This window comes from Agrobacterium sp. rho-13.3, from assembly GCF_033957765.2.
In the GTDB taxonomy this organism is placed as follows: Bacteria; Pseudomonadota; Alphaproteobacteria; order Rhizobiales; family Rhizobiaceae; genus Agrobacterium.
Genome location: NZ_CP192774.1, coordinates 1,916,480 through 1,942,879, shown reverse-complemented (window position 1 = coordinate 1,942,879; position 26,400 = coordinate 1,916,480). Strand labels below are relative to the sequence as shown.

Sequence of the window (26,400 nt, the reverse complement as noted above, 5' to 3'; positions counted from 1 at the left end):
GCGCACTACAGAATACCCTTCGTCATCTCGGGGTCCAGACTGAGGACGAATTGCCAGAGCAGTGTTTTGTCGAACTGCTCTTCCCGGCACAGCATCCAGCTCAGAGCCTGTTGCGATGACCAGCCCTTTTTATAGGGGCGCGCTGAGGTCAACGCGTCGAAGACGTCGCAAATGGTGCTCATGCGCACTTCGGTGCCGATATTTTCGGCGCTCATGCGGTCAGGATATCCCTTGCCGTCCAGCCTTTCGTGGTGGGAGCGGCAGATGTCGAGCACCAGCTTGGGCATGCCCGTATGGGCCAATAACAATTGATGGCCTCTGTCCGGGTGTTGTTCAATCAGGCTGCGTTCCGCCACGGTCAGTGGCCCCTGTTTTTGCAGGATTTCCTTGGGAATGGAAAGCTTGCCGATATCATGCAAGATGCCCGCCATGCAGAGATGCTGGATGGTCTCGTCGTCCATTTGGATCGATCTGCCGAAATGAAGCATCAGGGCAGCGACCGCCAGCGAGTGCACGAAGGTTGCGCTGTCCCGAGAGCGCAGACGTGACATGCCGATGTAAAGCGAGGGATTGTCTTCCATCGCACGGGCGACATCGTCCACCAGAGGCGTAAAGGCTTCCACGGTTATGGTGCGTCCCTCGCACACATCCTGGATCAAGCCTTTGGCGACGGCCGCTTGGCCGCGGATTTTCCCGGCGGTTTCGAGTTTATCCTCTTTGGTCGCTGTCGATATGTTTTTGGCGCCGGATGGGCTGGCTGATCCGGTAATATTATGGCCCAATGCAGTGTTGATGAAAACACCGCTGATGTTGCTGTTCTGGAGAACATCTATCTGTTGGCCGGATTTTACAACAAAACGCCGTCCCAACGTAGAGCTATCTTGCCAAGCGCCCTCAATAGCTTCGACAAACATGCCTATCTTTAATTGCGATGTGTTGATCCTAGTTACGACCACAGATTGCTCCGGTACTGCTGCCCACTCCCCAGAACTAGTTTTGTAACGTAACTGTCTTAATTTAATATGAGTACATTTTTATATTATTGAGTTCGCGCGTTACTGCCGCGTTGGACTGATAAGAGCAAATAAATCGACATCCACCATGCCCATATCTGAAATCTTTAGGTGTGGAATGACTGGGAGAGGCAGGAATGCAACTTGCAGGAAGGGTTCTTCCAGCGTGGTGCCGAGTGCGTAGGCCGCCTTGCGCAGTTCATGCAACGTGTCGCGCACCACCTCATAGGGTTCAAGGCTCATCAAACCCGCAACGGGCAGGGCGATTTCCCCCGTTACCTTGCCGTCTTCGACAACGACGAACCCGCCCTTGATATCGCCAAGCCGGTTTGCGGCCTGCGCCATGTCATCTTCACTGACGCCGACGACGCAGATGTTGTGGCTGTCATGTCCAACGGTGGAGGCGATCGCGCCTTTCTTCAGGCCAAAGCCCTGCACGAAGCCATTGGCGTGGTTGCCGTTTTTGCCGTGGCGTTCGATGACCGCGACTTTGATGATGTCATTGTCCAGATCAACGCTGGTCTGGTTGCCATCTGTCGGCAGGGTGTAGCGGCGATGCTCGGTGATAATCTTGCCGGGCATCACGCCGATCACTGGCGTTTCGCCTTCGGTCACGGGCACGCCGAAATGCGACGCGAGAACGGGCCGCGCCTTGACGCTGTCGAGGCCCACGGGCGCAATGGGTTTGCGCGTGGCAAACAGGTCTGCTGTCACCTTGCGGCCGGCGGAAAACACCATGCTGGCCTTGCAGTTCTGAAGCGTGTCGATGACCACAAGATCAGCCCGCCAGCCGGGGGCGACAAGGCCACGGTCCCGCAGGCCGAATGCTTTGGCTGCCGAAATCGACGCGGCGCGGTAGATGGCCAGCGGCTCCACACCGCTCGCGATTGCGGTGCGGATCATGTAATCCAGATGGCCCTGCTCGGCGATATCCAGCGGATTGCGGTCATCGGTGCAGAGCGCCAGATAGGGCGATAGCCGTTCGGTGATGATAGGCATCAGCGCGTGGAGGTCTTTGGAGACCGAACCTTCACGCACCAGAATGTGCATCCCCTTGCGGATTTTTTCCAGCGCTTCCTTCGCAGTCGTGCATTCATGCTCGGTGCGAATGCCAGCGGACAGGTAGCCGTTGAGGTTGGTGCCGGAGAGCAGAGGCGCGTGGCCATCTATGTGCTGGCCTTGAAACGCTTCCAGCTTTGCCATGCAGATGGGGTCTTTGTGGATGACGCCCGGAAAATTCATGAATTCGGCAAGGCCGATAACCTTGGGATGATGGCGAAACGGCAGCAGTTTTTCAATCGGCAGATCAGCGCCGGATGTTTCAAGATGCGTGGCGGGAACGCAGGATGATAGCTGGACGCGGATATCCATGATGGTTTCCAGCGCTGAATCCAGAAAGAACTGAATGCCTTCCGAGCCTAGCACGTTGGCAATTTCATGCGGATCGCAGATCGCGGTCGTCACGCCATAGGGAAGCACGCAGCGGTCGAATTCATGCGGTGTGACCAGCGAGGATTCGATGTGCAGATGCGTATCGATAAAACCCGGCACGACGATCTTGCCGGTGATGTCGATGACTTCGACGCCCTCGTAGCTCTCGCAGGTTCCGATGATGGTATCGCCACAGATTGCGATATCGGAGCCGACCAGTTCACCCGTGACCAGATCGAAGAACCGCCCGCCTTTCAGCACGATATCGGCCTTCTCGCGGCCCGTTCCCTGATCGATCTTGCGTTCGAGTTCTGACGCCACGATGTCCCTCATTCCGATTCTGCAACTGGGCAGATTAAGCCAGATGGCCCAAGGGCTTGTCCAGCGTGTAAAAGAAAACCGGGCGCGATGGTCGCGCCCGGTCTTTTCATGCGTATCTGTCGTGATTACTCGGCGGAAACGATCTTGCCGTTTTCCCACTTGTAGAGCGAGAATGCTTGCGAGGTCAGGTCGCCGCTTTCGCCGTAGGTCAGCTTGCCGATGGCTGTTGCCACTGGCTCACCCGACTTCAGCGCCGTGACGACGGCTTCTGCATCTTCTGCGCTGCCAGCCTTTTCGATGCCGGCCTTCAGAACTTCAACGGCGGCATAGGCGTTCAGCGTAAACGCTTCTGCCGGAATTTTGGCAGCGGTCAGCGCGTCGGCTGCGGCTTTGGAGTCGGCGCTCTTGGTGGCGTCGGCTGCGTTGGTGAAGATGGTGCCGGTGGCTGCATTGCCGCCAATGGTGGCGAACTCGGTGTTGGACAAGCCATCACCGCCGATAACCGTTGCCTTCGCGCCAATGTCATTCAACTGGCGAACGAGCAAACCGGCTTCCGGGTGGTAACCGCCGAAATAAACGACGTCCACGCCTTCGGATTTCAGGCGGGTCGTCAGCGCGCTGAGATCCTTGTCGCCAGCCGTCAGGGCGTCGTAAAACACCTCGGTCACGCCGCCTTCGTTCAGGGTCTTCTTGAACGAATCAGCAAGGCCTTTGCCGTAAGCGCCCTTGTCGTGAATGATGGCGATGCGGCGGTCCTTGAGCTGCGCCAGCACAAGCTTGGCTGCAACTTCGGCCTGCTGGTCATCACGGCCGCAGGTACGCAGCACGTTCCACAGGTCGCGGTTGGTCAGGCCCGGTGCCGTCGCCGTTGGTGTCACCATCAGGATGCCGTTTTCGGCAAACACGTCGGATGCTGGAATGGCAACGCCTGATGTGACAGGGCCGACAACGAAGCGAATGCCTTCGGCCACCAGCTGGTTTGCGGCAGAAACGCCTTGCTTTGGTTCGCCACCATCATCTGCCAGCTTGAGAACGACCTGCTCGCCAAGAATACCGCCATTTTTGTTGATGACATCAACCGCGGTCTGCGCGCCGTTCTTGACCTGATCACCATAAGCGGCAACAGGACCTGTCAGCGGGGCAATAAGGCCAATAACGATCTCTGCATGAGCGATCGGTGCAAAAGCAACCGATGCTGCGAGCGTCAGGCCGGATAAAATCTTGATTTTCATTCTGGTTTCTCCTTGGGTTGTTCGTGTGCCCGGCGTCTGTCGGGGCCGGGGCGCTTGCAAGAGCGCAAAACACCGTTCCACCAGGCGAAGGAGTGTCGTTTCATGTTTGAATTCCGGCACTCACATTGGGTTCATACTTGTCATACACGATTCCGCAAGCCTCGTTTGATCCAAAGCCGTATCGCTGACGTAAATCATCTGTGAAGGTCATGCGGAGAGCTTTCATATCCCGTAAACTGCAAGGGACATCTGGCTTTTCGCCCTGCTCAGGAGGATAGTGCCACGATGACATCGCCTGACGAAGAGTTTCTGAAAAACCTGCCGGTCTTCCTGCATTTTGAGGATGTTGCAGACCCCTTGCTTTATCGTGCCTTGCCGGTGGGTTGGGCGCTGGCGCTTGCGGATATTATCGATAGCACTGGGGCTATCGATGCGGGACGATACAAAGCCGTGAACATGGCGGGTGCGGGTGTCATTTCCGGTATTTTGAACGCGCTGCAACGGCACGATCTTCCCTTCATATTCGGGGGTGATGGCGCAGCCGTTGCAGTACCCCCGTCGCAGGTCGAGGCGGCACGGGAGGCCTTGTCCAAGGTGCAGAGCTGGGTGGCTGACGACATCGGGCTCACGCTGCGGGCGGCAATCGTTCCGTTGTCTGCCATCCGCGAAAATGGCCTTGATGTGCGCGTGGCGCGTTTCCAGGCCAGTGAAGATGTGTCCTATGCCATGTTTTCCGGCGGGGGCAACCATTGGGCCGATGAGCAGATGAAGGCGGGTGGCTATCTCGTAGAAGCCGCCGCCGCCGGTTCGCGGCCTGATCTCACCGGTCTATCCTGCCGCTGGAACCCTATTGCCGCCACGCATGGAACAGTGGTCTCCATCATCGCGCTTCCCGGCCCAGCCGGCGACGCGGTGGCATTTCGAGAAATCGTGGCCGACATCGTCGCACTTGCCAATGAGGATGGACGTGGCGGACATCCTATTCCAACCGAAGGACCGCCGCTGGGCTTTATTCGTGAGGGATTGGTTCTGGAAGCCAGCGCCCTGTCGGCCTATCGCGACAGGTTCGCACAAATACGCAAGGGGTCGTGGGTTCTGTTTCAGACGTTTCTGATCGCCGTATTGTACTGGCTGCGGAGGCCGATCGGTCGGTTCGATCCCATTCAGTACAAGCGTTCGGTCGCCAGCAACACGGATTTCCGCAAGTTCGACGATGGGCTGAAAATGACGGTGGACGTGGACCCTGAGCGGCTGGCGAAAATCAAGTCCAGACTGGAAGGCGCTGCCCGCGAGGGTATTTGTTATTATGGTTTGCACGAACAGGATACGGCGCTGATGACCTGCATCGTTCCATCGCCGCTTTCAAAAGACCACATGCATTTCGTGGATGGCGGTGATGGTGGTTACGCCAAGGCGGCGACCAATCTTAAAGCGCAGATACAGCTGTCGGCGTAATGTGTAAGTTTAAACACACAACCGGAATCCCGGCTGTGTGACTTTTTTTGCCCCGCGAAAATCCCCGAGGATTTTGCACAAGCGCCAGAAACACGGCAGAGAAGCCTTTAATGAAGACGTCCGCGCACGATGTTCGCGCTATCATTTAAGCAGCGTTTTTCTCGCTGCTTGCGGGTGCACAGTAAATGGCTTCCAGCGTGGAAAGGATCTTTTTGACCGATTCCGATGTGCTGGAATAGTAGATCGTCTGTGCATCGCGACGTGTCTTGACCAGTCGTTGTGCGCGCAACTTGGAAAGGTGCTGGGAGAGAGCGGACTGGCTCAACCCTACCTGTGTTGCAAGCACGCCAACCGGTACTTCGCCCTCAACAAGGCTGCAAAGAATCATCAGCCTTTTCGGGTTTGCCATAGCAGACAACAGGCCTGCGGCAGTGGTGGAGTGTTCGGAAAGCGATCCAGTGTTCATATTCTCATTTCTCCTGAGTGAAGCCCGCCCCGAGCCGTCTCATCTCGCAAAACTTAATGTTGTATGCGCCAAGTGTATCAATACGGTAAGATCATTGTATATACCTAAATCTAAGGTACAGACTACTCTTTATTAGTGATCCATAAAATTCTCGCGAATCGGCAGTCATTGCGCAAGAATAGTATAAAGTTCGTTTTTAAGTGACTTATTGTGTATATCTTGGTATTTTTTTGTTAATTTTCGGAATCTTGAAGTATTTTATTCCTATATTCTAAAGTAGTTATTGTGGTGAATGATTTTTGAGATTTTTGCCCTCTCTCCTAAATCTTGCACTTGCCTACAGGCAAAAGTGGAAAGACGCGGGCAATTTGTCGTCAGGAGAGTGGTGTTTACAACTTTTTTGGCATGTCAAATTGTGTTCGAATATAAATTTTACATAGGGCGACGCGTGTGCCGGTGCCTTGCGGTGCTGAAATGCAGAGCCGCAAGGCAAGTCTCGTCATCGACGCCGGTGGCGCGTCAGCCCGCGAACAATATCGTCGGCTGACACCGTTCCGACAACAGACCCATTATCGACAATGCCGATAGCACCCGGCTGCTTTGCCAGCGCGTCCAGAATATCCACCAGCGGCGAGGTTGGCCGTGCGGTTCCCGAAACCGGTAGGCCCGCATTTTCCGCCGTCACACCCGGTCGCATCACGTCCGCCGCCGTCAACATCGAAATCGGGTTCATGTTCTGCACGAAATCCGCGACATATTGATTGGACGGGTTTCTGACAATCTCCTGCGGGGTGCCGCATTGAATGATGTGCCCGCCCTCCATCATCGCAATACGGTTGCCGATGCGGAATGCCTCGTCCAGATCGTGGCTGACGAACAGGATCGTCTTTTTCAGACGGCTCTGGAATTCCAGCAACTCATCCTGAAGGCGACTGCGGATCAGGGGGTCGAGTGCCGAGAACGGCTCGTCCATCAGCAGGATGGGTGCTCCGGTCGCAAAGGCTCTGGCAAGGCCGACGCGCTGCTGCATCCCCCCGGACAGTTCGCCCACCTTGCGGCTTGCCCAGTCTGAAAGATTGACGAGTTCCAGCTGTTCCGCCACGCGCTTCTTGCGCTCAGCTTCCGGCATCCCTGCCAGTTCCAGACCAAAGCCCACATTGTCCGACACGTTGCGCCACGGCAGCAATCCGAATTGCTGAAAGACCATGGACACCGTGTGCGTGCGAAGATCGCGCAGGACTTTGGCGGATGCCTTGTAAGGATCGACGTAACCAGCGTCCGTTCTGACGCTGACGTTTCCACGCACAACGGGCGCGAGGCGGTTGACTGCTCGCAGCAGCGTAGATTTGCCCGACCCCGAAAGCCCCATCAGAACGAGGATTTCACCTTCCTTTACGGACAGCGAGGCATGGGCCACGCCCAGAACAAGGCCGGTCTGCGCATTGATCTCCATGCGGGTTTTGCCCGCGTCGATGAGCGGGAGAGCTTGCGCGGCATTATCGCCAAAAACGATATCGACGTTTTCGAATATGATTGCGTCACTCATGCGTCATCCTCCGAACCCGGCAGGCGGAAAAGGCGGTCGAGGATGATCGCCACGATGACGATGCAAAGGCCGGCCTCGAAACCCATGGCGATGTTGACGGTGTTGAGCGCGCGCACCACAGGAACACCAAGGCCGTTGGCACCCACGAGTGCGGAAATAACCACCATGGAAAGAGACAGCATGATGGTCTGCGTCAACCCGGCCATGATCTGCGGTGTGGCGAATGGCAATTCCACCTTCCGCAACACTTGGGATGGCGTGGCGCCGAAAGCGACGGCGGCTTCGACCAGGGCAGGCGGGGTGGAGATGATGCCGAGCCGTGTCAGGCGGATTGGCGCGGGCAGGGCGAAGATCACAGTGGCAATCAACCCCGGCACCATGCCGAGCCCAAACAGCACCAGCGCTGGAATGAGATACACAAATGTGGGTATGGTCTGCATCAGGTCCAGTGCGGGACGCATGAAGGCATAGACCCATTTGCGGCGCGCCGCGAAAATGCCGAGCGGGATGCCGAGGATCATGCAAACGGAGCTTGCCGCAATGACCAGCGCCAGTGTTTCCGTCGTCGCTTTCCAGTATCCCAGATTGATGATGAGCAGCAAACCCAGTGCGGTAAACAAAGGCATACCGATGGATCGGCGCATCCAGGCCGCAAGCGCTGTTAAAATCGCCACGATGATGAGCGGATGCGGTGCTTGCAACAGGTACAGTAAAGCGTTGATAACGCTTTCTAAAATGAACGACAACCAATCAAAGAAAAAAGAAAGATTTCCGGTTAACCAGTCGATCGCCTCTTTGGCATATCGACCGATCGGCAAACGGTTTTGAGAAGCGCTAAGCCATTCCACGGTAAGTGTCGACCTTTCGTGAACGGAGTCATGATCGTCTTGCGACCGCGTTTTGGGTCGCAAGACGGGTTCAATACACTAAATTCAACGGCTTAAAGGCCGAGGGCTTTCTTGGCAGCGGGCAACGCATCTGCGCTACCATCCTTGGTTTTTACACCGGCAAGCCACGGCTCGATGACAGACGGATTGGCTTTCAGCCATTCCGTTGCGGCCACTTCACCTTCTTTGCCGTCATTCAGGATTTTACCCATGATCTCGTTTTCCATAGGAAGCGAGAACGTCAGGTTTTTCAGGAAAGTGCCGACGTTCGGGCATTCCTGTACATAACCGGCACGGGCATTGGTGTAGATCGTCGCGCCGCCGAGGTTGGGGCCGAAAACATCATCGCCGCCCGTGAGATAGGTCAGCTTGAAGTTGGAGTTCATCGGGTGGGGTTCCCAGCCGAGGAAAACGATGGGTTCCTTGGATTTGTCGGCGCGGGCAACCTGCGCCAACATGCCTTGTTCAGACGATTCCACCACATTGAAGCTTTTGAGGCCGAACGTGTCTTTTTCCACCATGCCGAGGATGAGGCGGTTGCCGTCATTGCCCGGTTCGATGCCGTAAATCTTGCCGCTCAATGCATCGCTATGGGCTGCGATGTCCTTGAAATCCTTGATGCCGAGTTCTGCGCCCTTGGCGTTGGTCGCCAATGTGTATTTCGCGCCGGTCAGGTTTTCCCGCACGGTCTCAACGGATTTGTCGTCGCGATAAGCTTTGATATCGCCTTCCATGGTCGGCATCCAGTTGCCGAGGAAAACGTCGATATCCTTGTTTTTCAGGGAGGTGTAGGTCACCGGAACGGAGAGGATTTTCACGTCCGTCTCATAACCGAGGCTTTTGAGGATGACGGAGGCTGTCGCGGTGGTGGCTGTGATGTCGGTCCAGCCTACATCCGAGAAGCGAACCGTGCCGCAGCTTTTAGGTTCTGCCGCAGAGGCTGTGTTGGTAAAGAGTGCCATTGCAGAAACTGCTGCGGCAAGGACCAGACAGCGGTGATTTTTTGCAAGCATTGCTTACTCCCTGTTTTTTTAAGTTCCTTTGTCATTATCAATATCTCTGACGCACAATCAACTCATGCGCGTTTGCGTGCGTTGCACAACAGTTTGCGACACGGCGTGGAAGTTTGGGCGAATATAGCACAGAGCGTTGAAAGCTGTGTGTTTTGCCGCCATGCCCTTTCCTTGGTGCCATCTGGCCTGCAAAAGAGCCTGCAAGACACATCGGAGGGCATGATGGCCAAGCTCTATTTCAATTATGCGGCAATGAATGCTGGCAAATCCACCATGCTTTTGCAGGCATCCTATAATTATCATGAGCGCGGTATGCGAACACTGATTTTTACGGCGGCTTTTGATAATCGCGCTGGCGTCGGCAAGGTCGCATCCCGCATTGGGCTTTCCTCGGACGCGCTGATTTTCGATGATGCGACGGATATTTTTGCCGAAGTGCAGCGGCTGAACGCCGAAGAGTCTGTCGCCTGCGTGTTTATCGATGAGGCGAATTTTATGTCTGAACATCACGTCTGGCAACTTGCCGGCATTGCCGACAAACTGGGAATCCCGGTCATGGCCTATGGCTTGCGCACGGACTTTCAAGGAAAGCTCTTTCCCGCATCCAGGGAGCTTCTGGCCATTGCCGATGAATTGCGTGAAATCCGCACGATCTGCCACTGCGGACGTAAGGCGTCGATGGTGGCGCGTTTCGATTCCGACGGAAACGTCGTGAAGGAGGGGGCGCAGATCGATGTGGGTGGCAATGAGAAATATGTATCCTTCTGCCGTCGCCATTGGGTCGAAGCCGTCAAGGGCGAATAACCGCCCAAGCCAGCCTGCGACAGATTGGCCCGGTTGATTTTGGTCAAGGAAAATGGCTGCAGCACAGCGTAGAACCGGATGCGGAAAGACCGCACGCTGTGGTCTCGCTCAGGAGCCATCCCTATGAAGACTAATGTTCTTTGCCTGCTGACCAGCGCAGCCATCGCCGGCTTTTTCGCTTTTCCGGCGCTTGCGGCAGATATTGAAATCAAGATGCTCAACAAAGGCGCGGACGGGCAGGCCATGGTGTTTGAACCTGCTGCCGTAAAAGCCAATGTGGGCGACGTGATAACCTTCGTGCCAGTTGATAAGGGCCATGATGCCGCTGCCGTCAAAGGGCTGATCCCGGATGGCACGCAAGAGTACAAAGGCAAAATGAACGAGGTACTGAAAATCACGGTGGAAAAAGAAGGCGCTTACGTCTTCAAATGTACCCCGCATCTCGGCATGGGCATGGTGGCGCTGGTGGTCGTGGGTGATACGCCAGCCAACATCGACACGGTGAAGACTGGTAAATTGCCGAAAAAGGCGCGTGAGCGACTGGATGCGGAAATGACCAGGCTCAATCTTTAATACGCGGCGGCTTTTCATCTCTCGCATTGAGAAAAGGTCGCTCATATTTATATGGGTGGCCTTTTAATGCCCAAGCGATTCGGGAGACGATGCGTGATAGTCAGGTTGCCGTCCTTTGACAGCGAAATCGACAAGGCGAGAGCGCTTGCAGGCGAGACGCGTGAGACTGCGTTTTGGCTGGTTGAGTCACTCGACCATATCCCCGATGGTGCCGATGCACATGTCTTTGATGCTGCAAGTGCCCGCCTTGCCGAAATGCGTGCGTCGGGACAATCTTTTGAAGCTATCCTCGTTTCGCTGACCCAAGGGTTCGGAACAGGAACGGACACGGCTTACGCCCGTTTCGAGACGGTTGAAGACACCACGCGTTATCAAAGGCTGATCGCCTCGTTCTCCGGCAACAAGGCCACGTTGCGCAATGCGGTGCGCGCCAGAAAACGGGCAATTGCCGAAACATTGAAAACCATTCTTCTGGAAGCCAATGTTGTTCACGCACTGCTTTTGAGCCAGAAAAGCATGGGCGTCGAGGCGCGCCAGGCCTCTGAACCGAAGCTCGTTGCCAGTATGGATAGGCGCCGCAGCGTTGTGTCATTGATGGACGAGGCGCGCCAGCGCGACAAGGAAGTTGCCGCTCTGCTGGTGAACTTGCAGCGAAAGATCGCAAACCCGAGCGATGAAGCCCGTCTCGCCCAATGGAAAGCCGACGAATCCGCACTCAAGGTGCAGCGCGATGCCGTTTTGGCCGAACGTGAACGATCGGCTCGGCAGCACGGCGTTCTCGACCGGCAGGCGGTGCTGCTGGGTGATGTCATCGATCTTTTGAATGAGTGGAATGCGACATATACGCTGTTGCTCAATAAGCTGATTGCCGAGGCGGAACGGTGCATTCAGCTTTATTCCGCTGCATCCGGCACGCTTGAGCCTTTTATCGACGATGCCGTCTCTGGTCCGCTCAGCGCGTTTCATGAGCTTGTGACACTTCACGCCCAAGGTGGCGTGACCATGCAGGACATAGAGCGGCGAAAGAAACGTGCCGATGAGGCGCTTGCGAGACGGGGCGACGCCGCGTCTGAATCCGGTGTTTGAATAAACCCCTGCGGGAAAAACAAGCGCCCTCCGTTGTATCGCGCGCCATGGCACCATATGTGAGTGACAGCCGATCCACGTTCGTGGTCGGGATGATCTATCTCAATGAGGAGAGTGAACCATGCTCGATCCGGTTATCGCGTTTTTCAGGCGCACCTTTGCAGCGCTTGGAAGAGGTGTCTCTGTCGTGATCGCGTGGCTGTTCTGGCCTTTCCGCGCCGCCAACGGGTGGTACAGAGATCGCAACATTCTCATCAAAGCACCCATCGGTGCAGCACTTGTGCTTCTTGTCGGGCTTTATGGTTATTTCGTCTGGCAAACGCAGGTCTGGACCAATTTTAACCCGGACTACGTCACCAATTACAAATTATCGGAACGCACAACCAGTGCCGGACAGGAATTGCCTGCGCCTACACCTGCCGTGTCTACTACGGGTGCGACACCTGCCGTGGCTGCGGCGAAAACGTGCCAGAGTTCGGCCATTGTCGATGTTGCGGCCGGCCTGATCGATTATAATGTCGATCAGAATGCCTGGATTTCTTCCATGCTGCTCTATCGGTTGGGGCTGTTTGGAATGGACTGGGACAGCACACCGTTCCTCGACAACAAGGCTTCGTTTCAGCGCGGCGTGAATCAGGCCGTTCGCCGTACATCGGTTGAGCTTGTTGATTCGCTCGGTCGTGTTCGTGGCACATCGGGCATCGATAATGATTTGCAGAGTGCTCGCGGCAATTTGCAGTTCGATGAATATTCCTGGTATTTTGGTTTGAACCCATTTGGGCCGAAGACACCAAGCCCAAGCTATTATCGTGCCGCCGCTGAAAGCCTTCGCAAGTTCAACACCAGCCTTTCACAGTGCAATTCTGTGTTTGATGGCCGTGCCGATAACCTCATCCAGTTCATAGACCGCATTGCCAACGATATTGGCGGTACATCTGCCATTCTTCGCGAGCGTTCGGAAAACTACAATGGGGGTTGGTTCGACACCCGTGCCGATGACCGTTTCTGGTTCGCTTATGGCCAGCTTTATGGTTATTACGGCATTCTGGCCGCTGCCGGCGCGGACTTCTCGCAGGTTATTCGTGAGCGTAACCTGACAAGCATCTGGAATGACACGTTGATGCAGACCCGCGCCGCATTGCGCATCCAGCCGAGCATTATTTCCAATGGGGACGAAAGCGGATGGATCATGCCATCGCATCTGGCAACAATGGGCTTTTATGTGCTGAGAGTTCGCTCGAACCTTGTTGAGCTACGGTCCGTGCTGGATCGATAAGCAATGCTCGACTGACGCTTCGTTGAAGCGTCAGTTTATCAGCTTGAGACGGATTGATTTGGCAACCAGCTGCGTGCGGTTGACGCAGTCCAGTTTGTGGATTGCGTTGTTCATGTAAGCATTGATGGTGTGGTCGGAGAGAGAAAGTATTTGACCGATCTCTGCCGACGTTTTGCCCTGCGATGTCCAGCGGATAACTTCAAGCTCGCGCTTGGTCAATGTCCGTGGGGCAATCATCTCGGCCCGGCGCATACGGTCATACACATCAAAGGCGTGCAGGGCGATCATGCCGATTTCATTCAGCAATGCCTGGCCGGGTGTGGGGCAGTCGCCATCGAACCTCAACAGGTGACGGTCGCCGCTTAGAGAATTGATCGGTACGACCACGCCGTTGATGATGCCGAATTCTCGCATGAGCGTATCCATTGCTTCAGGATACGGATTGGCACTATTGTCATAATCCAGCGACCAGCATTGCGGCATCATCGTACCCGCTATTCTGGTCAGAACAGGGCAATGTGGCAGAAGAAGCCTCTGGTCGAATTCGCGTATGAAACGGATGGAAACTGTGCTTTCCACAATCACGGATACGAGAAGGTTATCACCGGGATGGGGCACACGCATCAATGTAGCGTGAGCGTAACCGAACTCTTTTGCCACGACCTGAAGAGCGTGCAGCCAGCTTGGACGGCTCTCCGCTGCCGAAATCTCCCTGCTCAATAGCGATTGCCGTTCGAGTGTAATCATTAGCGTCTTCGTTCGCGGGACACAGACATGTTAACGGTAACAAATATACGAATTCTCTTGAAATTCCATCGATAATTTCAAAATTGGTGCCCGTTTCATAAAGTTAATTTTTCGCTTTCTATTTCAAATGCTTACAATTACTCATCGCGCCGGGAATTTTCTTGCGAGATTGATTTTCGTCAAGTTAAATAGTGCTGTCGGCATAAAGACTTACGCTAGGAGAGGTGTCGAGCTTTAGCGGAGTTGGAGAGTCGCGCCGATAACGAAGCCCATATTGGCGACCTAGTCGGAAATGCTAAATATCAGAAGCATCCTGCGCGGTTTTCGGCTTTGCCATCAGTTTTTCAAGAAAGCCAAGCATCACGGCCGAGACGACGAAAGCCAGATGGATGAGTGTCAGCCACATCAGCTTGTTGTCGGTATACTGGTTGGCATTCAAGAAAATTTGCAGCAGGTGAATGGACGAAATGGCGACGATGGAAGACGCAACCTTGATTTTCAGGCTGCCCGCATCGAGCTTACCCAGAAACGAAACGCTATTGTCCGCTTCATCGAAACGGCTGACGAAGTTTTCGTAACCGGAGATCATGACCATGACGATCAGGCTTGCAACCAGTGCAGCGTCGATCAACGCCAGCATGGCAAGAATCATTTCGGCATCCGTATAAACGAACACGTTTTTGGCAATCTTCAGGAACTTGAACCCGAACGATAACGCATAGACGGCAAGTGCTGCGACAAGTCCCAGATAAAACACCACGAGTATCCAGCGGCTGGAAAGGATGATCCGTTCAACGAGCAGTTCGAGGGATTTCATGGTTTTTTCCGGGTCAGTTAACGTGTGTTGGCGTGGTGTTGCACGTTGATCTAAGCGCTGTCTGATTTTGCTTCAAGTGGGCGCGCACGTCTTTCCCCGCAGAAGAAACCGATGTTCTGATTCGCGATATCAACTCTGCCTCAAGAATGTCACATTTCTGCAACGGCCATGCGAACCACTAAATATGAATGGTAAAATCATATTTTATTTGTTGACACATATACTCATGTTTCATAGTTCTGCCTCAACGGCGGGGCCGTAAAATTCAGGGTATTTATCGAGGCACATCGCAGCGGCAACCTTCGCTTCTGCGCGTATTCGTGCGCTCGAATTCAGGGGGTAATGATGACGATTGGGCGTTCCAAATCTGCTTTGCTTGTCTGCACGGCAATGGCCCTTCTTGCCGCAAATTCCGCGACTTACGCGCAGGACGCGGCGAGCCAAAGTAGTGGCACGACGGTGCTGGAGCGGATTACCGTGAAGGGGAAGCGCGTTGTTCCCGGCAGTGTTGCGGATACTCCGTTTGCAACTGAAACGACTGCGGCGCAGATCGAAAAGAAGCAAATTACCAGTATTATGGATCTCGGGCGGACCCAGGAACCCGGCGTTTCCTTCAATCGGTCGACCGGCTCAGTCAATATTCGCGGACTTGAAGATTCACGCGTTCTGACAACCGTTGACGGTATTCCGCTTACATTCCTTTCCGATGCGACGCGTGGCGCTACAGGTGGTCTGGACACATTTGATTTTTCATCGCTTTCAGCAGTGGATGTCGTGCGCGGAGCTGATTCGAGCCGAGCCGGACCGGGCGCTCTCGGTGGTGTTCTGGCAATACGCACGCTTGAACCTGAGGATCTGATCGGTGAAGGGCGGAACTGGGGTGGTATCACCAAGTTCAATTACGACAGTTCGGACAGAAGTTTCAGCCCTTCCGCAGCCATAGCTTCCAAGATTGATAACACCTCAATCCTGTTTCAAGGCTCTTACCGCAAAGGTCACGAACGGGACAGCAAGGGTGCGGTTGACAGCTACGGTGCGACCCGTACTAAACCCAATCCTTTAGATTATGATCAGTATAATCTGCTGTTTAAGCTGCGTCAGGAATTAGAGGGCGGTCATACGATCGGTCTCACCGCCGAGCGCTTCCTGCAGGACAAGGATATCGATCCGCGTACACTGTTATCCGCAGCGGGTAACTATAGACCTGGTAACTATACTGGTGATGACGGAACCGAGCGCGATCGTCTTTCTATCGATTATAAATATGAAGCACTTGAAAAAGACGGATTGATCGATGCTGCCAGCGCGTCGCTTTACTGGCAAAAGCAAGTCAAACTCAATGGATACGACGCTTATCGCTTCAACTCCGTTATTGGACCGATTACTCGCCTAAACGACTATGAACAGAACGGGCTCGGTCTGATTGGCACGGCTGAAAAGAATTTCGTGACCGGTGATCTCAATCACCGTCTGGTGTTCGGTTATGATCTATACACCGGATTTGCAGAGCAATATTCGCAAGGAACAGATAATTGCTCGGCCACAACACCGACCCCGGCGGCTTGTGCAAACCTTCACACCAATCAAGCCGATACTCCGAAGGTCGACACGAACCGCATCGGCTTCTACGTAGATGACCTTATTGATTTCGGCTCCACCGGCTTCTCTCTGAATCCAGGTGTACGGTTCGATTGGGTTGAGCACACGCCCAAAATGACGGCTGAATTCGATCGCAATGCCAGCAACCCTTCGCTGCCTGCGGGCTTCAGCGACACAGCGATTTCTCCGAAGCTGCGCGCTGCTTATGAGGTGAACGACAAGCTAGAGTTTTATGGCCAGTGGGCGATGGGCTTCCGCGCTCCCACCAGTGGTGAGCTTTACGCCTCTTTCGGCGGACCGGGTACCTATCTGCGGTTGGGGAACCCAGATCTGGAATCGGAAATCAGCAACGGTTTTGAAGTCGGTGCTAACATCGGTGATGACGATTTCGGCGGTCGCGTAAATCTGTTTTATAACCGCTACAAGAACTTCATTGATACTAAGAGCCTGACCGCAACAGAAGCAGCAGCAGCAGGCTATGTCCTTGCATCGTATCCGCAGGGTGGTATTACACAGAACATCAACCTAGACCACGCACGCATCTATGGTGCCGAAGTTTCCGCGCATAAGCGTTTCGATAATGGGATTAGTGTTCGGACAGGCGTTGCTTATGCCAATGGTAAAGACACAGATACCGGTGCCTTCCTAAAGTCAGTTGCTCCCCTAAAGGCAGTCGTCGGTTTGGCGTATGATACTGAAACTTGGGGTTTCGGTGTTGACTGGATAGGCGTCAAAGAATCACGCGGTCAAACCACAACGACCACTGCGGGTCCGACGACAACTATAAATTATCTCAAAACACCCGGTTACGGTGTCTTCGATCTGACTGCTTGGTGGGAGCCTGAACAGGTCAAAGGTCTTAAGATCAACGCTGGTATTTATAACGTATTCGACAAGACTTATTTCGACTATTCATCCGCCCGCAATGGAGGAAGTCAGCCCGTCGCTTTCTACTCCGAACCCGGCCGGAGCTTCAAAATTTCTCTAACCCAGAGATTCTGATCCAAACCTGTAATGTAAAAAAAGGCGGAGCCGCAAAGCTCCGCCTTTTCCTATTTCACCGGCAATACAAATACCCACCCTTCCGCTCCAGCACGTCCAGATGCAGGTGGTCCTGGTGGGTGGCGTCGCTGCCGGGGGAGAGGACGGTGCGGAAGAAAAGGCAGGCGGCGGTGGTGATGGTGCGTTGGAAGGCGCCTTCCACGGTGCCGTCTTCGTCGCGCGGTTTCATCACCAAAGGTTCGCCCTTGTCGAAAGCGAGTGTGGCGATATCGACGGCGCTGCCTTTGGCGTGTTCGGAAATCTTGCCGGTTTCGGCGCTGTTGCGGTTGCGGCAGATATAGGTCGAGGCATTGTTGAGTGCGGTTACGTTTCTGTCCGGCATCGCGATTTTTGCGGTCGGAACGATGATGTCTTTGGTCCAGCGCGCCAGCGCCAGCGCCGTCTCGCACCGCACCGTGCCTTTTGGCTCCAGTTTGATGCCGGGAATGATCGTCGAAATCTCTATGGGAGAGGCGATGCCACAACCATTTTCCTCACCTTTTATCGGCGAGATTTCCCTGAACTCGGCACCCAACTGTTTAAGGTCTGAGAGACATGCCTTCAGTTCTTCCGGGTTTTCTTCTTTCACCGGCTCCGGTGCCGGTTCCTCGGCTTTTTTCTCAACGTCTTTTTTGTTCTCATCGGCAGCCGGTGGGGTGATGGGCTTTTCTTCTGGCTTCGGAACGGTGGCTTCTGCTGGTGCTGGTGCTGGTTTTTCTTCCGGTTTTTTCTCCGGCTTCGTATCCTCGTGCTGGTCCGGTTTGGGCAGTGGAACGGGCACATCTTGCGGTGGTTCGGATGCGGCGATCAGCAGCAGACTTGATGCCAGTATCAATATGCGATGATGCATTCGGTCCGTCGCTCCGTGTTGTTGGTCAGACCCACAAACGTCTCAACCGCCATTCCGGTTCAAATGCCCTATCAAATCCACTTGCCATCCCACGCGCTTGACGCTAACAATTTGGCCCATGAACACACAGTCAAAGAACATTGTAATCTGGTGGTGGGGCAGCTTTACGCGGCCTTGACCAGTCATGTTCACAAGACAAGTCCAAGCCGCCCGAAATTTCAGGCGGCTTTTTTGTTATTATGCCGCCTGTCATCATCGGGTCTAAAAAACGGGAACTACGCGAAATGGTAACGATTATTCAGGATGATGGCTCAGAGGTTTACGAAACGAAAGGCGGCGTAAAGGTCACGCGCCAGCGTCGCGCTGCCGATTATGCAAGTGCCATCGATAGCTATGTCGAGCGGCTGGACTCCCGCCGGGGTGCCGTCTTTTCCTCGAATTATGAATATCCCGGTCGTTACACCCGTTGGGATACCGCCATTATCGATCCACCGCTCGGCATTTCCTGTTTTGGCCGCACCATGTGGATCGAAGCGTATAATGAGCGCGGCGAAGTGCTGCTCGATTTCATCACGGAAAAGCTGAAAGCCACACCGGATTTGACGCTTGGCACATCCACCGCCCGTCGCCTTGATCTTGTTGTCAACGAGCCGGACCGCGTGTTCACCGAGGAAGAGCGCTCGAAAATCCCGACGGTTTTTACGGCTCTGCGCGCTGTTGTCGATCTGTTTTATTCCAGCGCGGATGCCGCCATCGGTCTGTTCGGCGCGTTCGGTTACGATCTGGCGTTCCAGTTCGATGCTATCAAGCTGTCGTTGCAGCGCCCGGAAGACCAGCGCGACATGGTTCTCTACCTGCCGGATGAAATTCTGGTGGTGGATCACTATTCCGCAAAGGCATGGATCGACCGCTATGATTTCGAAAAGGCCGGCGTCACCACGCATGGCAAGGCGGAAGATATCGCGTCCGAGCCGTTCAAGACCACCGACACCATTCCGCCGCGTGGCGATCACCATCCCGGCGAATATTCGGAACTGGTGACGAAAGCCAAGGAAAGCTTCCGTCGCGGCGATTTGTTTGAAGTCGTGCCCGGACAGAAATTTATGGAACGTTGCGATAGCAACCCATCGGCCATTTCGCGCCGTTTGAAGGCTATCAATCCATCGCCCTATTCATTCTTCATCAACCTCGGCCATCAGGAATATCTGGTGGGCGCATCGCCGGAAATGTTCGTGCGCGTTTCCGGTCGCCGTATCGAAACCTGCCCGATTTCCGGGACGATCAAGCGCGGTGATGATCCGATTGCCGATAGCGAACAGATTCTCAAGCTGCTCAATTCGAAGAAAGACGAGTCCGAACTCACCATGTGCTCGGATGTGGACCGCAACGACAAGAGCCGTGTGTGCGAACCGGGCTCGGTCAAGGTCATCGGTCGTCGCCAGATCGAGATGTATTCGCGCCTCATCCACACGGTGGATCACATCGAAGGTCGCTTGCGGGATGATATGGATGCCTTTGATGGCTTCCTCAGCCACGCATGGGCCGTGACGGTTACGGGCGCACCGAAACTGTGGGCCATGCGCTTCATCGAAGGTCATGAAAAAAGCCCGCGTGCATGGTACGGCGGCGCCATCGGCATGGTCGGCTTTAATGGTGATATGAACACCGGGCTGACGCTGCGCACCATCCGCATCAAGGATGGCATTGCCGAAGTGCGGGCAGGGGCGACCTTGCTGAATGATTCCAACCCGCAGGAAGAAGAAGCCGAAACCGAACTGAAGGCATCTGCCATGATTTCAGCCATTCGCGATGCAAAGGGTCAGAATTCCACGTCCACCAAGCGTGATACCGCAAAGGTGGGAACAGGCGTCAAAATCCTGCTGGTGGACCACGAAGACAGCTTTGTGCACACGCTCGCCAACTATTTCCGCCAGACGGGTGCCACGGTGTCCACCGTGCGTTCGCCAGTGGCTGCGGAAGTGTTTGATCGCTTCCAGCCGGATCTCGTGGTGCTGTCGCCCGGCCCCGGAAACCCAAGCGATTTCGATTGCAAGGCGACGATCAAGGCGGCGCGCTCACGCGACTTGCCGATCTTCGGCGTCTGCCTTGGCTTGCAAGCCTTGGCCGAAGCCTATGGCGGCGAGCTTCGTCAACTGGCGGTGCCGATGCACGGCAAACCATCGCGCATTCGCGTGCTGGAACCCGGTCTGGTCTTCTCCGGTCTTGGCAAGGAAGTGACAGTGGGTCGTTACCACTCCATCTTCGCCGATCCGGCAACGCTGCCGCGTGATTTCATGATCACGGCAGAGAGCGAAGACGGCACGATCATGGGCATCGAACACACCAAGGAGCCTGTGGCCGCCGTGCAGTTCCACCCGGAATCCATCATGACGCTGGGCGGCGATGCCGGGATGCGAATGATCGAAAACGTGGTGACGCATCTGGTGCGCAGAGCGAAAACCAAGGCCGCTTGAGCGGTTTAATGATCGGCGGCGCTGATCCAACGCCGCCTTTTTCTTCTCAGTGTTTCGGAGATGCGTGGCCGTGAAAATCCTGAAATGGCTATGCATCGTTATTCTTTTGATTTTTGCGAGTGTTGCTATCGGCACGCTCCTTCCAAGGTCACTAGGCGGCGTCGATACCGCTTCGGCATCTCGTTCCGTCTTGGTCCTCAGCAACCCCATCCACACCGACATTGCCTTGCCGGTGGATGAGGAGTTGCTTGCGCGCTTCGGCTTCCTGCGGGATGGAAATCTCGAAATCGACTATCCCGGCGTGCGTTACCTTGTATTTGGCTGGGGTGGGCGGGAGTTTTATACACAAACGCCGACATGGGCAGACCTAAAGCCGCTGCCCTTGTTCAAGGGTATAACACTGGACAGATCGGTCATGCATGTCGCACTTGCGGGTGATATTCCGCTGTCGAATGCCAGTGTTACCACACTCAATCTTTCTGATGCGGGATATGGAAAACTCCTGGATTTCATCCTCGGCAGTTTTGCCACTGCGCAAGGCAACCAGATACCGCTTTTGGGAAAATCTTACGGCACTGACGATGCTTTTTTCGAAGCCGTCGGATATTTCAACGCGGTAGCCGGTTGCAACACATGGACGGCAGCGGCCTTGCGGAACGCGGGTTTGAAAACCGGATGGTGGACGCCCATGCCGCAGCTTCTCGTCGCATCGCTTCGGCTTCATAATGGTGCGGCGGCCATCGCAGATGCGGCAACGCAACCGACGCCATAATCGGTGTTGACAGAACTTCATCCGTTGCGTTCAATTGCTTGATTACGAAGAACATTGCGTTCGCGAGAAAGCCAGATCAATGATCGATTTCAATCAGCTTTTGCTGGTCTATGCTGCCTATATCATTGCGGTCGCCAGCCCCGGACCGAGCAATATGACGATCATGGGTGTTGCCATGAGCCAGGGCCGCGCACCCGCCATCGTGCTGGCTTTTGGTGTCGTCACGGGGTCTTTGTCTTGGGCCACGCTTGCGGCGACGGGCGTTGCGGCGGTTCTTGCAACATATGCGCAGGCGCTGTTTTTCATCAAAATTGCTGGCGGTCTTTACCTTCTTTATCTGGCCTATAAATCCGCTCGCTCTGCTTTTGCAAAACCTGCCGCGCAAGTGGATATGCAAGAAAATGCGGGCGGACGTCCCGAATATTGGAAGCTCTACCGGCGCGGGTTGTTGCTGCATCTCACCAACCCCAAGGCAATTCTTGGCTGGATCGCCGTGATGTCTCTTGGGCTCAAGCCCGGTGCCGGGCCATCGACACTTGCGGCGATTATCGGTGGCTGCGGCGCGTTGGGCATCATTATTTTCTGTGGTTATGCCCTGCTGTTTTCCACAGCCCCGGCCATCCGCATCTATCAGGGAGCCAAACGGTACATCGAAACCGTTCTGGCACTGTTTTTCGGTTTTGCAGGCATCAAGTTGCTGTTGAGCAGGGTGTGAAAGCAAAATGGAAAATACCATCGACTCCATTCGTTTCACGCGTGTTTGCCCGATCATCCGTATTTTCGATGAGGCCAAGGCGCGCGAATTCTATGTCGATTTTCTCGGGCTTTCGGTGGATTGGGAACATCGGTTTGGCGATAATTTTCCGCTCTACATGCAGGTGTCCAGAGCCGGACTGGTTCTTCATCTCAGCGGACATCACGGAGACGCGACACCGGGATCGAATGTCTTCGTGAATATCACCGGCGTCGAGGCTTACCAGCGAGAATTGGCGGCCAAGGATTATATGTTCATGAAACCGGGCGTGGAAACACTGCCCTGGGGATTGCAGATGCAAGTGACCGATCCGTTCGGCAACCGCGTCCGGTTCTGTGAGCAGGGCGAAGACGTTTAAGTTCTTTCACAGCCCCTTGACCCCGGCATCAGTTTAAATCATAGAAAACGAACATACGAACCGCGTGCATGGACCCTCCGTGCGCGCGGTTCGTGCGTTTTGGGGTCCATTTCTGCAATTAATTCGCATCAGCACGAGGTCAGGTCATGAACAGTCAGGGTAACGCTCTTGTCAGGAAGCTGGCTTTCTGGGGCATCCCTTTTTCCATTGCCGTGCTGTGCCTGAAGCTTTCGGCGTGGTGGGTCACGGGTTCTGTTGCGCTGTTGTCAGATGGTCTGGAATCCACCGTCAACGTGGTCGCTGCCTTCATCGCTTATTTCGTCATTCGTTATGCGCAGAAGCCTGCCGATGATGATCACCAGTTCGGTCACCACAAGGCGGAATATCTGTCTGCCGTTGTAGAGGGCGTGCTGATTGTCGTCGCAGCACTTCTCATCGTCAAGGAAGCGTGGACAGGGCTGCTTGCGCCCCGATTGCCGGATGCACCGGCACTCGGCCTTGCCATCAACGCTTTTGCCGCGGTTCTCAACTGCGTCTGGGCAACCGTTCTTATTCGCGTCGGCAAAAAATACACGTCGCCGGCTTTGCTGGCAGATGGTCAGCACATCATGTCGGATGTGGTGACATCAGGCGGCGTTCTGGTTGGCCTCGTTCTGGCAATTGTGACCGGTTACGCGATCCTCGATCCGCTGCTGGCCATCGTGGTCGCCATCAACATTCTGTTTCAGGGTTCCAAAGTCATTCTGCATTCGCTTGGTGGCCTGATGGACCAGGCTGTGGAGCCGCAAGAAGATGAGGCGATCAAAAAGGCCATTGCAGAAAATTCCGCGGGAATTATCGGCGTGCATGATCTGAAGACCCGTAGGGCGGGAGCTGCTGCGTTCATCGATTTTCATGTGGTTGTGCCTTCCGCCATGTCCGTTGGTGCCGCACATGAGATTTGCGACCGCCTTGAAGATGCCATAAGGGAAGCCATACCGGGCGCCACGCTGGCCATTCATGTGGAGCCTGAGAGCGAAGAGGCGCATGGCGTCAGAGTTGAGTTTCAAGAAGTAGGAGTTTGAGCCATGTCAGTCACGGATGTTTCCGGTTTGTCACAACTGGGCACGAAAGTGGACACACCCGATAGCCCGGAAAAGGCTGTTCTGGAAAAGGTGCCGAACGGCAATGCGGGTACGGATTATGTGGTGCGCTTTACCGCGCCTGAATTCACCTCGCTCTGCCCGATGACCGGCCAGCCGGATTTTGCCCATATCGTCATCGATTACATTCCGGGCGAGTCGCTGGTGGAATCCAAATCGCTGAAGCTGTTTCTGCAATCCTTTCGCAATCACGGCGCTTTCCACGAGGATTGCTCGGTTTACATCGCCAAGCGTCTGGTCGAGCTGCTTCAGCCGAAATGGCTTCGCATCGGCGCATACTGGTATCCGCGCGGCGGCATTCCCATCGATGTGTTCTGGCAGACCGGACCGGCACCAGAGGGTGTCTGGTTGCCGGAACAAGGCGTGGCGACCTATCGCGGTCGCGGCTGATTTTTAGAGCATTTCCAGTAAAAGTGCGAAGCGGTTTTACGTCCGGATAATGCGGAAATGCTCTATGTGCCGGATTCAGGCGACGGAATCACCATCGCCTGAATCGAAATCCGTATCGTCGTCGCTGTCATCATAGCCAGCCTGTTGAACGTCATCATTGTTGTTGGCGCTGTCCGATTGCGGTGCGTTGTCGCCGTAATAGTTGTTGACGACTGTTTCCTCCACCGGCGCATTCCCGGCACTTGAGCCGCCCAGTGGCGACCCCCAACCTGACGACGCGACGTGATTGGAAAAAATGCCGCTCAGCGAGTTGGCAAGCAACATGCCGCCCGCCACACCGGCAGCGGCACCCAAGGCGCCTTGCAGAAACCCGCCACCGCTCGGCGAACGGCCAATAGCGGCAGGTTGCTGGCTCCATTGGATGCTGGCCTGGGGGGCATCAGGCGCACGACCCCATGGTCCCGGCGTCTGGCCTGCGGTGTCGTTTCGATAAGTGGGGGCAGGGGCCGGCGCTGCGGCCTGAGACTGGTTCGTGCCGAAAATCGAACTCAGGAAGCCGCCTTGCTGGGTGTTGCGAGCCTCTGTGTTTCCCGCTTCCAACTGGTGGATGCGGTCTTCAAGCTGGCGGATATGGGCAGCAGCGGCTTCAAGCCCCTTTTCCTGCACGATAACCGCTTGCGCGAGATAATAGGGTGATGCGGGCTGATCTCGCACGGCCTGTGCGATGAGATTTTCCGCCTCTGGATCGCGTGGCGTGGATGATGCGGTTTTTACCCTGTCGAACAGGGATGTCAGCAATTGGGTTTCTTCTGGTGACATGGTTGCCTCCTTGGCGTGTCGAGAAACGCACACCAAGGAGTTAGTGCTTAAATTCGGCTTTTAAAAGCTGTCCTTGCCTAACATTTTTGTAAGGTTAGGTGCTTCTTGTTCAGCCGCCAAAGACCAGCGAAAGGCCAGCCAGTGCCGTAATCCCGCCAACGATGCGCGCCGCAAGGGTGCCGAGTTTTGCAACGCCAAGACCAAGCGCGATGCCAGCGACATGCAACAGCGCCGTTGCAATCACGAAACCAACGCCGAATTGAAGCGCGCCCGCGCTGCCAAGTTCACCACCGTGGGCATGGCCATGAAACAGCGCAAACACGCCGACGATTGCCGCCGCCGCCGCCACCGGAACCCGCGTTGCCATCGCAACCAGCAGGCCGAGTGCGATGACGGACGCGAGGATAGCCGGTTCAACGAACGGCAGTTCAATGCCACCAAGCGCCAGCAGAAAGCCGATGGCCATGGTTCCAACGAAAGCGGTGGGCACGATAAGCATTGCGTTTCGGTTGCCCGTAGAACTTGCGATTTGTGCGGCCCAGATGCCGACGGCGATCATGACCAGAATGTGATCTGCGCCGAACAGCGGGTGCGAGAAGCCAGCCATGAAGGAGCCGTGCTCCTCCGGGTTCAGGTGGGCAAAGGCGGGCAGGGCAGTGGCGGCAAGCGTGGCTGCGGCAAGTGAAAGTCGTTTGAACATCGTTCCCTCTTCAATACGAGTCAGCAAGGGTGCGGCCTTGGGATGCCGCTTAGACCTTGATCATTAACGATATCGTAGCCAAGAACCCGCTGTCCATCCGTCATTTAACGGTGGTTTGTTTATTAAGCAGTTCCGTGCCTTGCCTTTTTCACTCATTGTTTTACGAAACAAATCACACTATGTCCGGTAGGTAATGAATTACGTTGGAGATCCGTGGATGAACGAAGAAGAAGACGACAAGAGCAAAGAACTGCCGATCGGTAAGGAAACGGAAGCGAATCTTTTCAAGTCGCGTTCGATCTTCATCTATGGTGGAATTACGCAGGAACTGGCGCAAAAGGTGTGCACGCAGCTTGTGGCGCTTGCCGCAGCCGGCGATGAAGACATTCGCGTTTATGTCAATTCGCCCGGCGGTCACGTCGAATCCGGCGATAGCATTCACGACTTGATCAAGTTCATCAAGCCGAAGGTCTGGATCATCGGTACGGGCTGGGTCGCGTCCGCTGGTGCGCTGATCTACGTTTCAGTGCCGAAAGAGCGTCGTATTTGCCTGCCCAACACCCGCTTCCTGCTTCACCAACCATCCGGTGGCACACGCGGCATGGCGTCAGATATTGAAATTCAGGCCCGCGAAATCATCAAGATGAACAAGCGCCTGATCAAGATCTTCTCGGTGGCCACTGGCCAGACGGAAGAAAAGATCGCCAAGGACATCGATCGTGATTACTGGCTGGGTGCAGAAGAAGCTGTTGCTTACGGTCTTGCATCGCGCATCGTGACATCTCAGGCTGAAATCTAAGCGATTGATCTCTGAAGTTTTCAAAACCCGCATTG

25 protein-coding genes are annotated in these 26,400 nt (G+C 55.0%); 13 read left to right on the top strand and 12 right to left on the bottom strand.

Annotated features, from left to right (window positions below; genetic code table 11):
• Positions 1 to 5 precede the first annotated feature (5 nt).
• From RMR16_RS09660 to RMR16_RS09650, 3 genes are all read right to left on the bottom strand, one after another.
• Positions 6 to 914, bottom strand: coding sequence for an HD-GYP domain-containing protein (locus RMR16_RS09660; protein WP_432353493.1), 909 nt, complete (start codon positions 912 to 914; stop codon positions 6 to 8).
• A 141-nt stretch (positions 915 to 1,055) separates the two neighbouring features.
• A complete protein-coding gene (gene ade, locus RMR16_RS09655) occupies positions 1,056 to 2,765 on the bottom strand; it encodes an adenine deaminase (RefSeq protein WP_320198435.1) in 1,710 nt (569 codons plus the stop codon).
• A gap of 125 nt (positions 2,766 to 2,890) precedes the next feature.
• A complete protein-coding gene (locus RMR16_RS09650) occupies positions 2,891 to 3,997 on the bottom strand; it encodes a branched-chain amino acid ABC transporter substrate-binding protein (RefSeq protein WP_320198436.1) in 1,107 nt (368 codons plus the stop codon).
• A 285-nt stretch (positions 3,998 to 4,282) separates the two neighbouring features.
• On the opposite strand from RMR16_RS09650, the gene RMR16_RS09645 reads away from it, so the two are divergent.
• Positions 4,283 to 5,452: a DUF3095 domain-containing protein gene (locus tag RMR16_RS09645; protein WP_320198437.1), complete on the top strand. Its 1,170-nt coding sequence runs from the start codon at positions 4,283 to 4,285 to the stop codon at positions 5,450 to 5,452.
• A 145-nt stretch (positions 5,453 to 5,597) separates the two neighbouring features.
• On the opposite strand, the gene RMR16_RS09640 is transcribed toward RMR16_RS09645, so the two are convergent.
• The 4 genes from RMR16_RS09640 to RMR16_RS09625 all read right to left on the bottom strand — a co-directional run bounded on the left by RMR16_RS09640 (position 5,598) and on the right by RMR16_RS09625 (position 9,364).
• Positions 5,598 to 5,918, bottom strand: a complete 321-nt coding sequence (locus RMR16_RS09640) for an ArsR/SmtB family transcription factor (RefSeq protein ID WP_320198438.1) — start codon at positions 5,916 to 5,918, stop codon at positions 5,598 to 5,600.
• 499 nt (positions 5,919 to 6,417) lie between these two features.
• Positions 6,418 to 7,464, bottom strand: coding sequence for a choline ABC transporter ATP-binding protein (gene choV, locus RMR16_RS09635; protein ID WP_320198439.1), 1,047 nt, complete (start codon positions 7,462 to 7,464; stop codon positions 6,418 to 6,420).
• A complete protein-coding gene (gene choW / locus RMR16_RS09630; RefSeq protein ID WP_320198440.1) occupies positions 7,461 to 8,312 on the bottom strand; it encodes a choline ABC transporter permease subunit in 852 nt (283 codons plus the stop codon). The genes choV and choW overlap by 4 nt, the downstream gene beginning before the upstream one ends.
• 92 nt (positions 8,313 to 8,404) lie before the next feature.
• Positions 8,405 to 9,364 (bottom strand): choline ABC transporter substrate-binding protein, encoded by a 960-nt coding sequence (locus RMR16_RS09625; RefSeq protein ID WP_413785957.1) that lies wholly within the window; start codon positions 9,362 to 9,364, stop codon positions 8,405 to 8,407.
• Between the two features lie 222 nt (positions 9,365 to 9,586).
• Between RMR16_RS09625 and RMR16_RS09620 the strand changes: the two genes are divergently transcribed.
• The 4 genes from RMR16_RS09620 (at position 9,587) to RMR16_RS09605 (ending at position 13,103) form a co-directional block, all read left to right on the top strand.
• Positions 9,587 to 10,168 (top strand): thymidine kinase, encoded by a 582-nt coding sequence (locus RMR16_RS09620; protein WP_320198441.1) that lies wholly within the window; start codon positions 9,587 to 9,589, stop codon positions 10,166 to 10,168.
• A 123-nt stretch (positions 10,169 to 10,291) separates the two neighbouring features.
• Positions 10,292 to 10,741, top strand: a complete 450-nt coding sequence (locus RMR16_RS09615; protein ID WP_320198442.1) for a pseudoazurin — start codon at positions 10,292 to 10,294, stop codon at positions 10,739 to 10,741.
• A gap of 93 nt (positions 10,742 to 10,834) precedes the next feature.
• Positions 10,835 to 11,827 (top strand): hypothetical protein, encoded by a 993-nt coding sequence (locus RMR16_RS09610; RefSeq protein ID WP_320198443.1) that lies wholly within the window; start codon positions 10,835 to 10,837, stop codon positions 11,825 to 11,827.
• Between the two features lie 121 nt (positions 11,828 to 11,948).
• Entirely contained in the window at positions 11,949 to 13,103 is a 1,155-nt protein-coding gene (locus RMR16_RS09605) for a DUF2333 family protein (protein WP_320198444.1), read from the top strand.
• Between the two features lie 30 nt (positions 13,104 to 13,133).
• Here RMR16_RS09605 and RMR16_RS09600 read toward each other — a convergent pair whose 3' ends face one another.
• The gene (locus RMR16_RS09600; RefSeq protein WP_320198445.1) at positions 13,134 to 13,850 is read right to left on the bottom strand and encodes a helix-turn-helix transcriptional regulator; all 717 of its coding nucleotides are present in this window, start codon (positions 13,848 to 13,850) and stop codon (positions 13,134 to 13,136) included.
• Between the two features lie 295 nt (positions 13,851 to 14,145).
• Positions 14,146 to 14,667: a TIGR00645 family protein gene (locus tag RMR16_RS09595; RefSeq protein WP_320198446.1), complete on the bottom strand. Its 522-nt coding sequence runs from the start codon at positions 14,665 to 14,667 to the stop codon at positions 14,146 to 14,148.
• Between the two features lie 345 nt (positions 14,668 to 15,012).
• On the opposite strand from RMR16_RS09595, the gene RMR16_RS09590 reads away from it, so the two are divergent.
• Positions 15,013 to 17,268 carry a TonB-dependent hemoglobin/transferrin/lactoferrin family receptor gene (locus RMR16_RS09590; RefSeq protein ID WP_320198447.1) on the top strand — a complete coding sequence of 752 codons (2,256 nt, stop codon included), beginning with the start codon at positions 15,013 to 15,015 and terminating at the stop codon, positions 17,266 to 17,268.
• 55 nt (positions 17,269 to 17,323) lie between these two features.
• Here the strand turns inward: RMR16_RS09590 and RMR16_RS09585 are convergent, their stop codons facing one another.
• Positions 17,324 to 18,157 carry an extensin-like domain-containing protein gene (locus RMR16_RS09585; protein ID WP_320198448.1) on the bottom strand — a complete coding sequence of 278 codons (834 nt, stop codon included), beginning with the start codon at positions 18,155 to 18,157 and terminating at the stop codon, positions 17,324 to 17,326.
• A gap of 284 nt (positions 18,158 to 18,441) precedes the next feature.
• Here RMR16_RS09585 and RMR16_RS09580 point away from each other — a divergent pair, with 284 nt between their 5' ends.
• The 6 genes from RMR16_RS09580 (at position 18,442) to queF (ending at position 24,047) form a co-directional block, all read left to right on the top strand.
• Positions 18,442 to 20,631 (top strand): anthranilate synthase, encoded by a 2,190-nt coding sequence (locus tag RMR16_RS09580; protein WP_320198449.1) that lies wholly within the window; start codon positions 18,442 to 18,444, stop codon positions 20,629 to 20,631.
• A 70-nt stretch (positions 20,632 to 20,701) separates the two neighbouring features.
• The gene (locus RMR16_RS09575) at positions 20,702 to 21,403 is read left to right on the top strand and encodes a TIGR02117 family protein (protein ID WP_320198450.1); all 702 of its coding nucleotides are present in this window, start codon (positions 20,702 to 20,704) and stop codon (positions 21,401 to 21,403) included.
• A 79-nt stretch (positions 21,404 to 21,482) separates the two neighbouring features.
• Positions 21,483 to 22,118, top strand: a complete 636-nt coding sequence (locus tag RMR16_RS09570; protein ID WP_320198451.1) for a LysE family translocator — start codon at positions 21,483 to 21,485, stop codon at positions 22,116 to 22,118.
• A 7-nt stretch (positions 22,119 to 22,125) separates the two neighbouring features.
• Complete coding sequence (locus RMR16_RS09565) at positions 22,126 to 22,515, top strand: glyoxalase superfamily protein (protein ID WP_320198452.1); 390 nt, start codon at positions 22,126 to 22,128, stop codon at positions 22,513 to 22,515.
• A gap of 146 nt (positions 22,516 to 22,661) precedes the next feature.
• The gene (locus tag RMR16_RS09560; protein ID WP_320198453.1) at positions 22,662 to 23,579 is read left to right on the top strand and encodes a cation diffusion facilitator family transporter; all 918 of its coding nucleotides are present in this window, start codon (positions 22,662 to 22,664) and stop codon (positions 23,577 to 23,579) included.
• 3 nt (positions 23,580 to 23,582) lie between these two features.
• Positions 23,583 to 24,047: a preQ(1) synthase gene (gene queF, locus RMR16_RS09555; protein WP_320198454.1), complete on the top strand. Its 465-nt coding sequence runs from the start codon at positions 23,583 to 23,585 to the stop codon at positions 24,045 to 24,047.
• Positions 24,048 to 24,122: 75 nt separating this feature from the next.
• Here queF and RMR16_RS09550 read toward each other — a convergent pair whose 3' ends face one another.
• Both RMR16_RS09550 and RMR16_RS09545 read right to left on the bottom strand, forming a co-directional pair.
• Positions 24,123 to 24,866 carry a DUF2076 domain-containing protein gene (locus tag RMR16_RS09550; protein WP_320198455.1) on the bottom strand — a complete coding sequence of 248 codons (744 nt, stop codon included), beginning with the start codon at positions 24,864 to 24,866 and terminating at the stop codon, positions 24,123 to 24,125.
• A gap of 109 nt (positions 24,867 to 24,975) precedes the next feature.
• Complete coding sequence (locus RMR16_RS09545) at positions 24,976 to 25,566, bottom strand: HupE/UreJ family protein (protein WP_320198456.1); 591 nt, start codon at positions 25,564 to 25,566, stop codon at positions 24,976 to 24,978.
• Positions 25,567 to 25,783: 217 nt separating this feature from the next.
• On the opposite strand from RMR16_RS09545, the gene RMR16_RS09540 reads away from it, so the two are divergent.
• Entirely contained in the window at positions 25,784 to 26,365 is a 582-nt protein-coding gene (locus RMR16_RS09540; RefSeq protein WP_320198457.1) for an ATP-dependent Clp protease proteolytic subunit, read from the top strand.
• Positions 26,366 to 26,400 lie beyond the last annotated feature (35 nt).

Coding starts and splice junctions, on each gene's coding strand:
- RMR16_RS09600 (WP_320198445.1), bottom strand. CDS start 13,850: ATGATTACACTCGAACGGCAATCGCTATTGAGCAGGGAGATTTCGGCA.
- RMR16_RS09615 (WP_320198442.1), top strand. CDS start 10,292: ATGAAGACTAATGTTCTTTGCCTGCTGACCAGCGCAGCCATCGCCGGC.
- RMR16_RS09585 (WP_320198448.1), bottom strand. CDS start 18,157: ATGCATCATCGCATATTGATACTGGCATCAAGTCTGCTGCTGATCGCC.
- RMR16_RS09640 (WP_320198438.1), bottom strand. CDS start 5,918: ATGAACACTGGATCGCTTTCCGAACACTCCACCACTGCCGCAGGCCTG.
- RMR16_RS09660 (WP_432353493.1), bottom strand. CDS start 914: ATGTTTGTCGAAGCTATTGAGGGCGCTTGGCAAGATAGCTCTACGTTG.
- RMR16_RS09625 (WP_413785957.1), bottom strand. CDS start 9,364: ATGCTTGCAAAAAATCACCGCTGTCTGGTCCTTGCCGCAGCAGTTTCT.
- RMR16_RS09595 (WP_320198446.1), bottom strand. CDS start 14,667: ATGAAATCCCTCGAACTGCTCGTTGAACGGATCATCCTTTCCAGCCGC.
- RMR16_RS09560 (WP_320198453.1), top strand. CDS start 22,662: ATGAACAGTCAGGGTAACGCTCTTGTCAGGAAGCTGGCTTTCTGGGGC.
- RMR16_RS09570 (WP_320198451.1), top strand. CDS start 21,483: ATGATCGATTTCAATCAGCTTTTGCTGGTCTATGCTGCCTATATCATT.
- choV (WP_320198439.1), bottom strand. CDS start 7,464: ATGAGTGACGCAATCATATTCGAAAACGTCGATATCGTTTTTGGCGAT.
- RMR16_RS09645 (WP_320198437.1), top strand. CDS start 4,283: ATGACATCGCCTGACGAAGAGTTTCTGAAAAACCTGCCGGTCTTCCTG.
- RMR16_RS09545 (WP_320198456.1), bottom strand. CDS start 25,566: ATGTTCAAACGACTTTCACTTGCCGCAGCCACGCTTGCCGCCACTGCC.
- RMR16_RS09580 (WP_320198449.1), top strand. CDS start 18,442: ATGGTAACGATTATTCAGGATGATGGCTCAGAGGTTTACGAAACGAAA.
- queF (WP_320198454.1), top strand. CDS start 23,583: ATGTCAGTCACGGATGTTTCCGGTTTGTCACAACTGGGCACGAAAGTG.
- RMR16_RS09605 (WP_320198444.1), top strand. CDS start 11,949: ATGCTCGATCCGGTTATCGCGTTTTTCAGGCGCACCTTTGCAGCGCTT.
- RMR16_RS09565 (WP_320198452.1), top strand. CDS start 22,126: ATGGAAAATACCATCGACTCCATTCGTTTCACGCGTGTTTGCCCGATC.
- RMR16_RS09590 (WP_320198447.1), top strand. CDS start 15,013: ATGACGATTGGGCGTTCCAAATCTGCTTTGCTTGTCTGCACGGCAATG.
- RMR16_RS09650 (WP_320198436.1), bottom strand. CDS start 3,997: ATGAAAATCAAGATTTTATCCGGCCTGACGCTCGCAGCATCGGTTGCT.
- RMR16_RS09540 (WP_320198457.1), top strand. CDS start 25,784: ATGAACGAAGAAGAAGACGACAAGAGCAAAGAACTGCCGATCGGTAAG.
- RMR16_RS09550 (WP_320198455.1), bottom strand. CDS start 24,866: ATGTCACCAGAAGAAACCCAATTGCTGACATCCCTGTTCGACAGGGTA.
- RMR16_RS09620 (WP_320198441.1), top strand. CDS start 9,587: ATGGCCAAGCTCTATTTCAATTATGCGGCAATGAATGCTGGCAAATCC.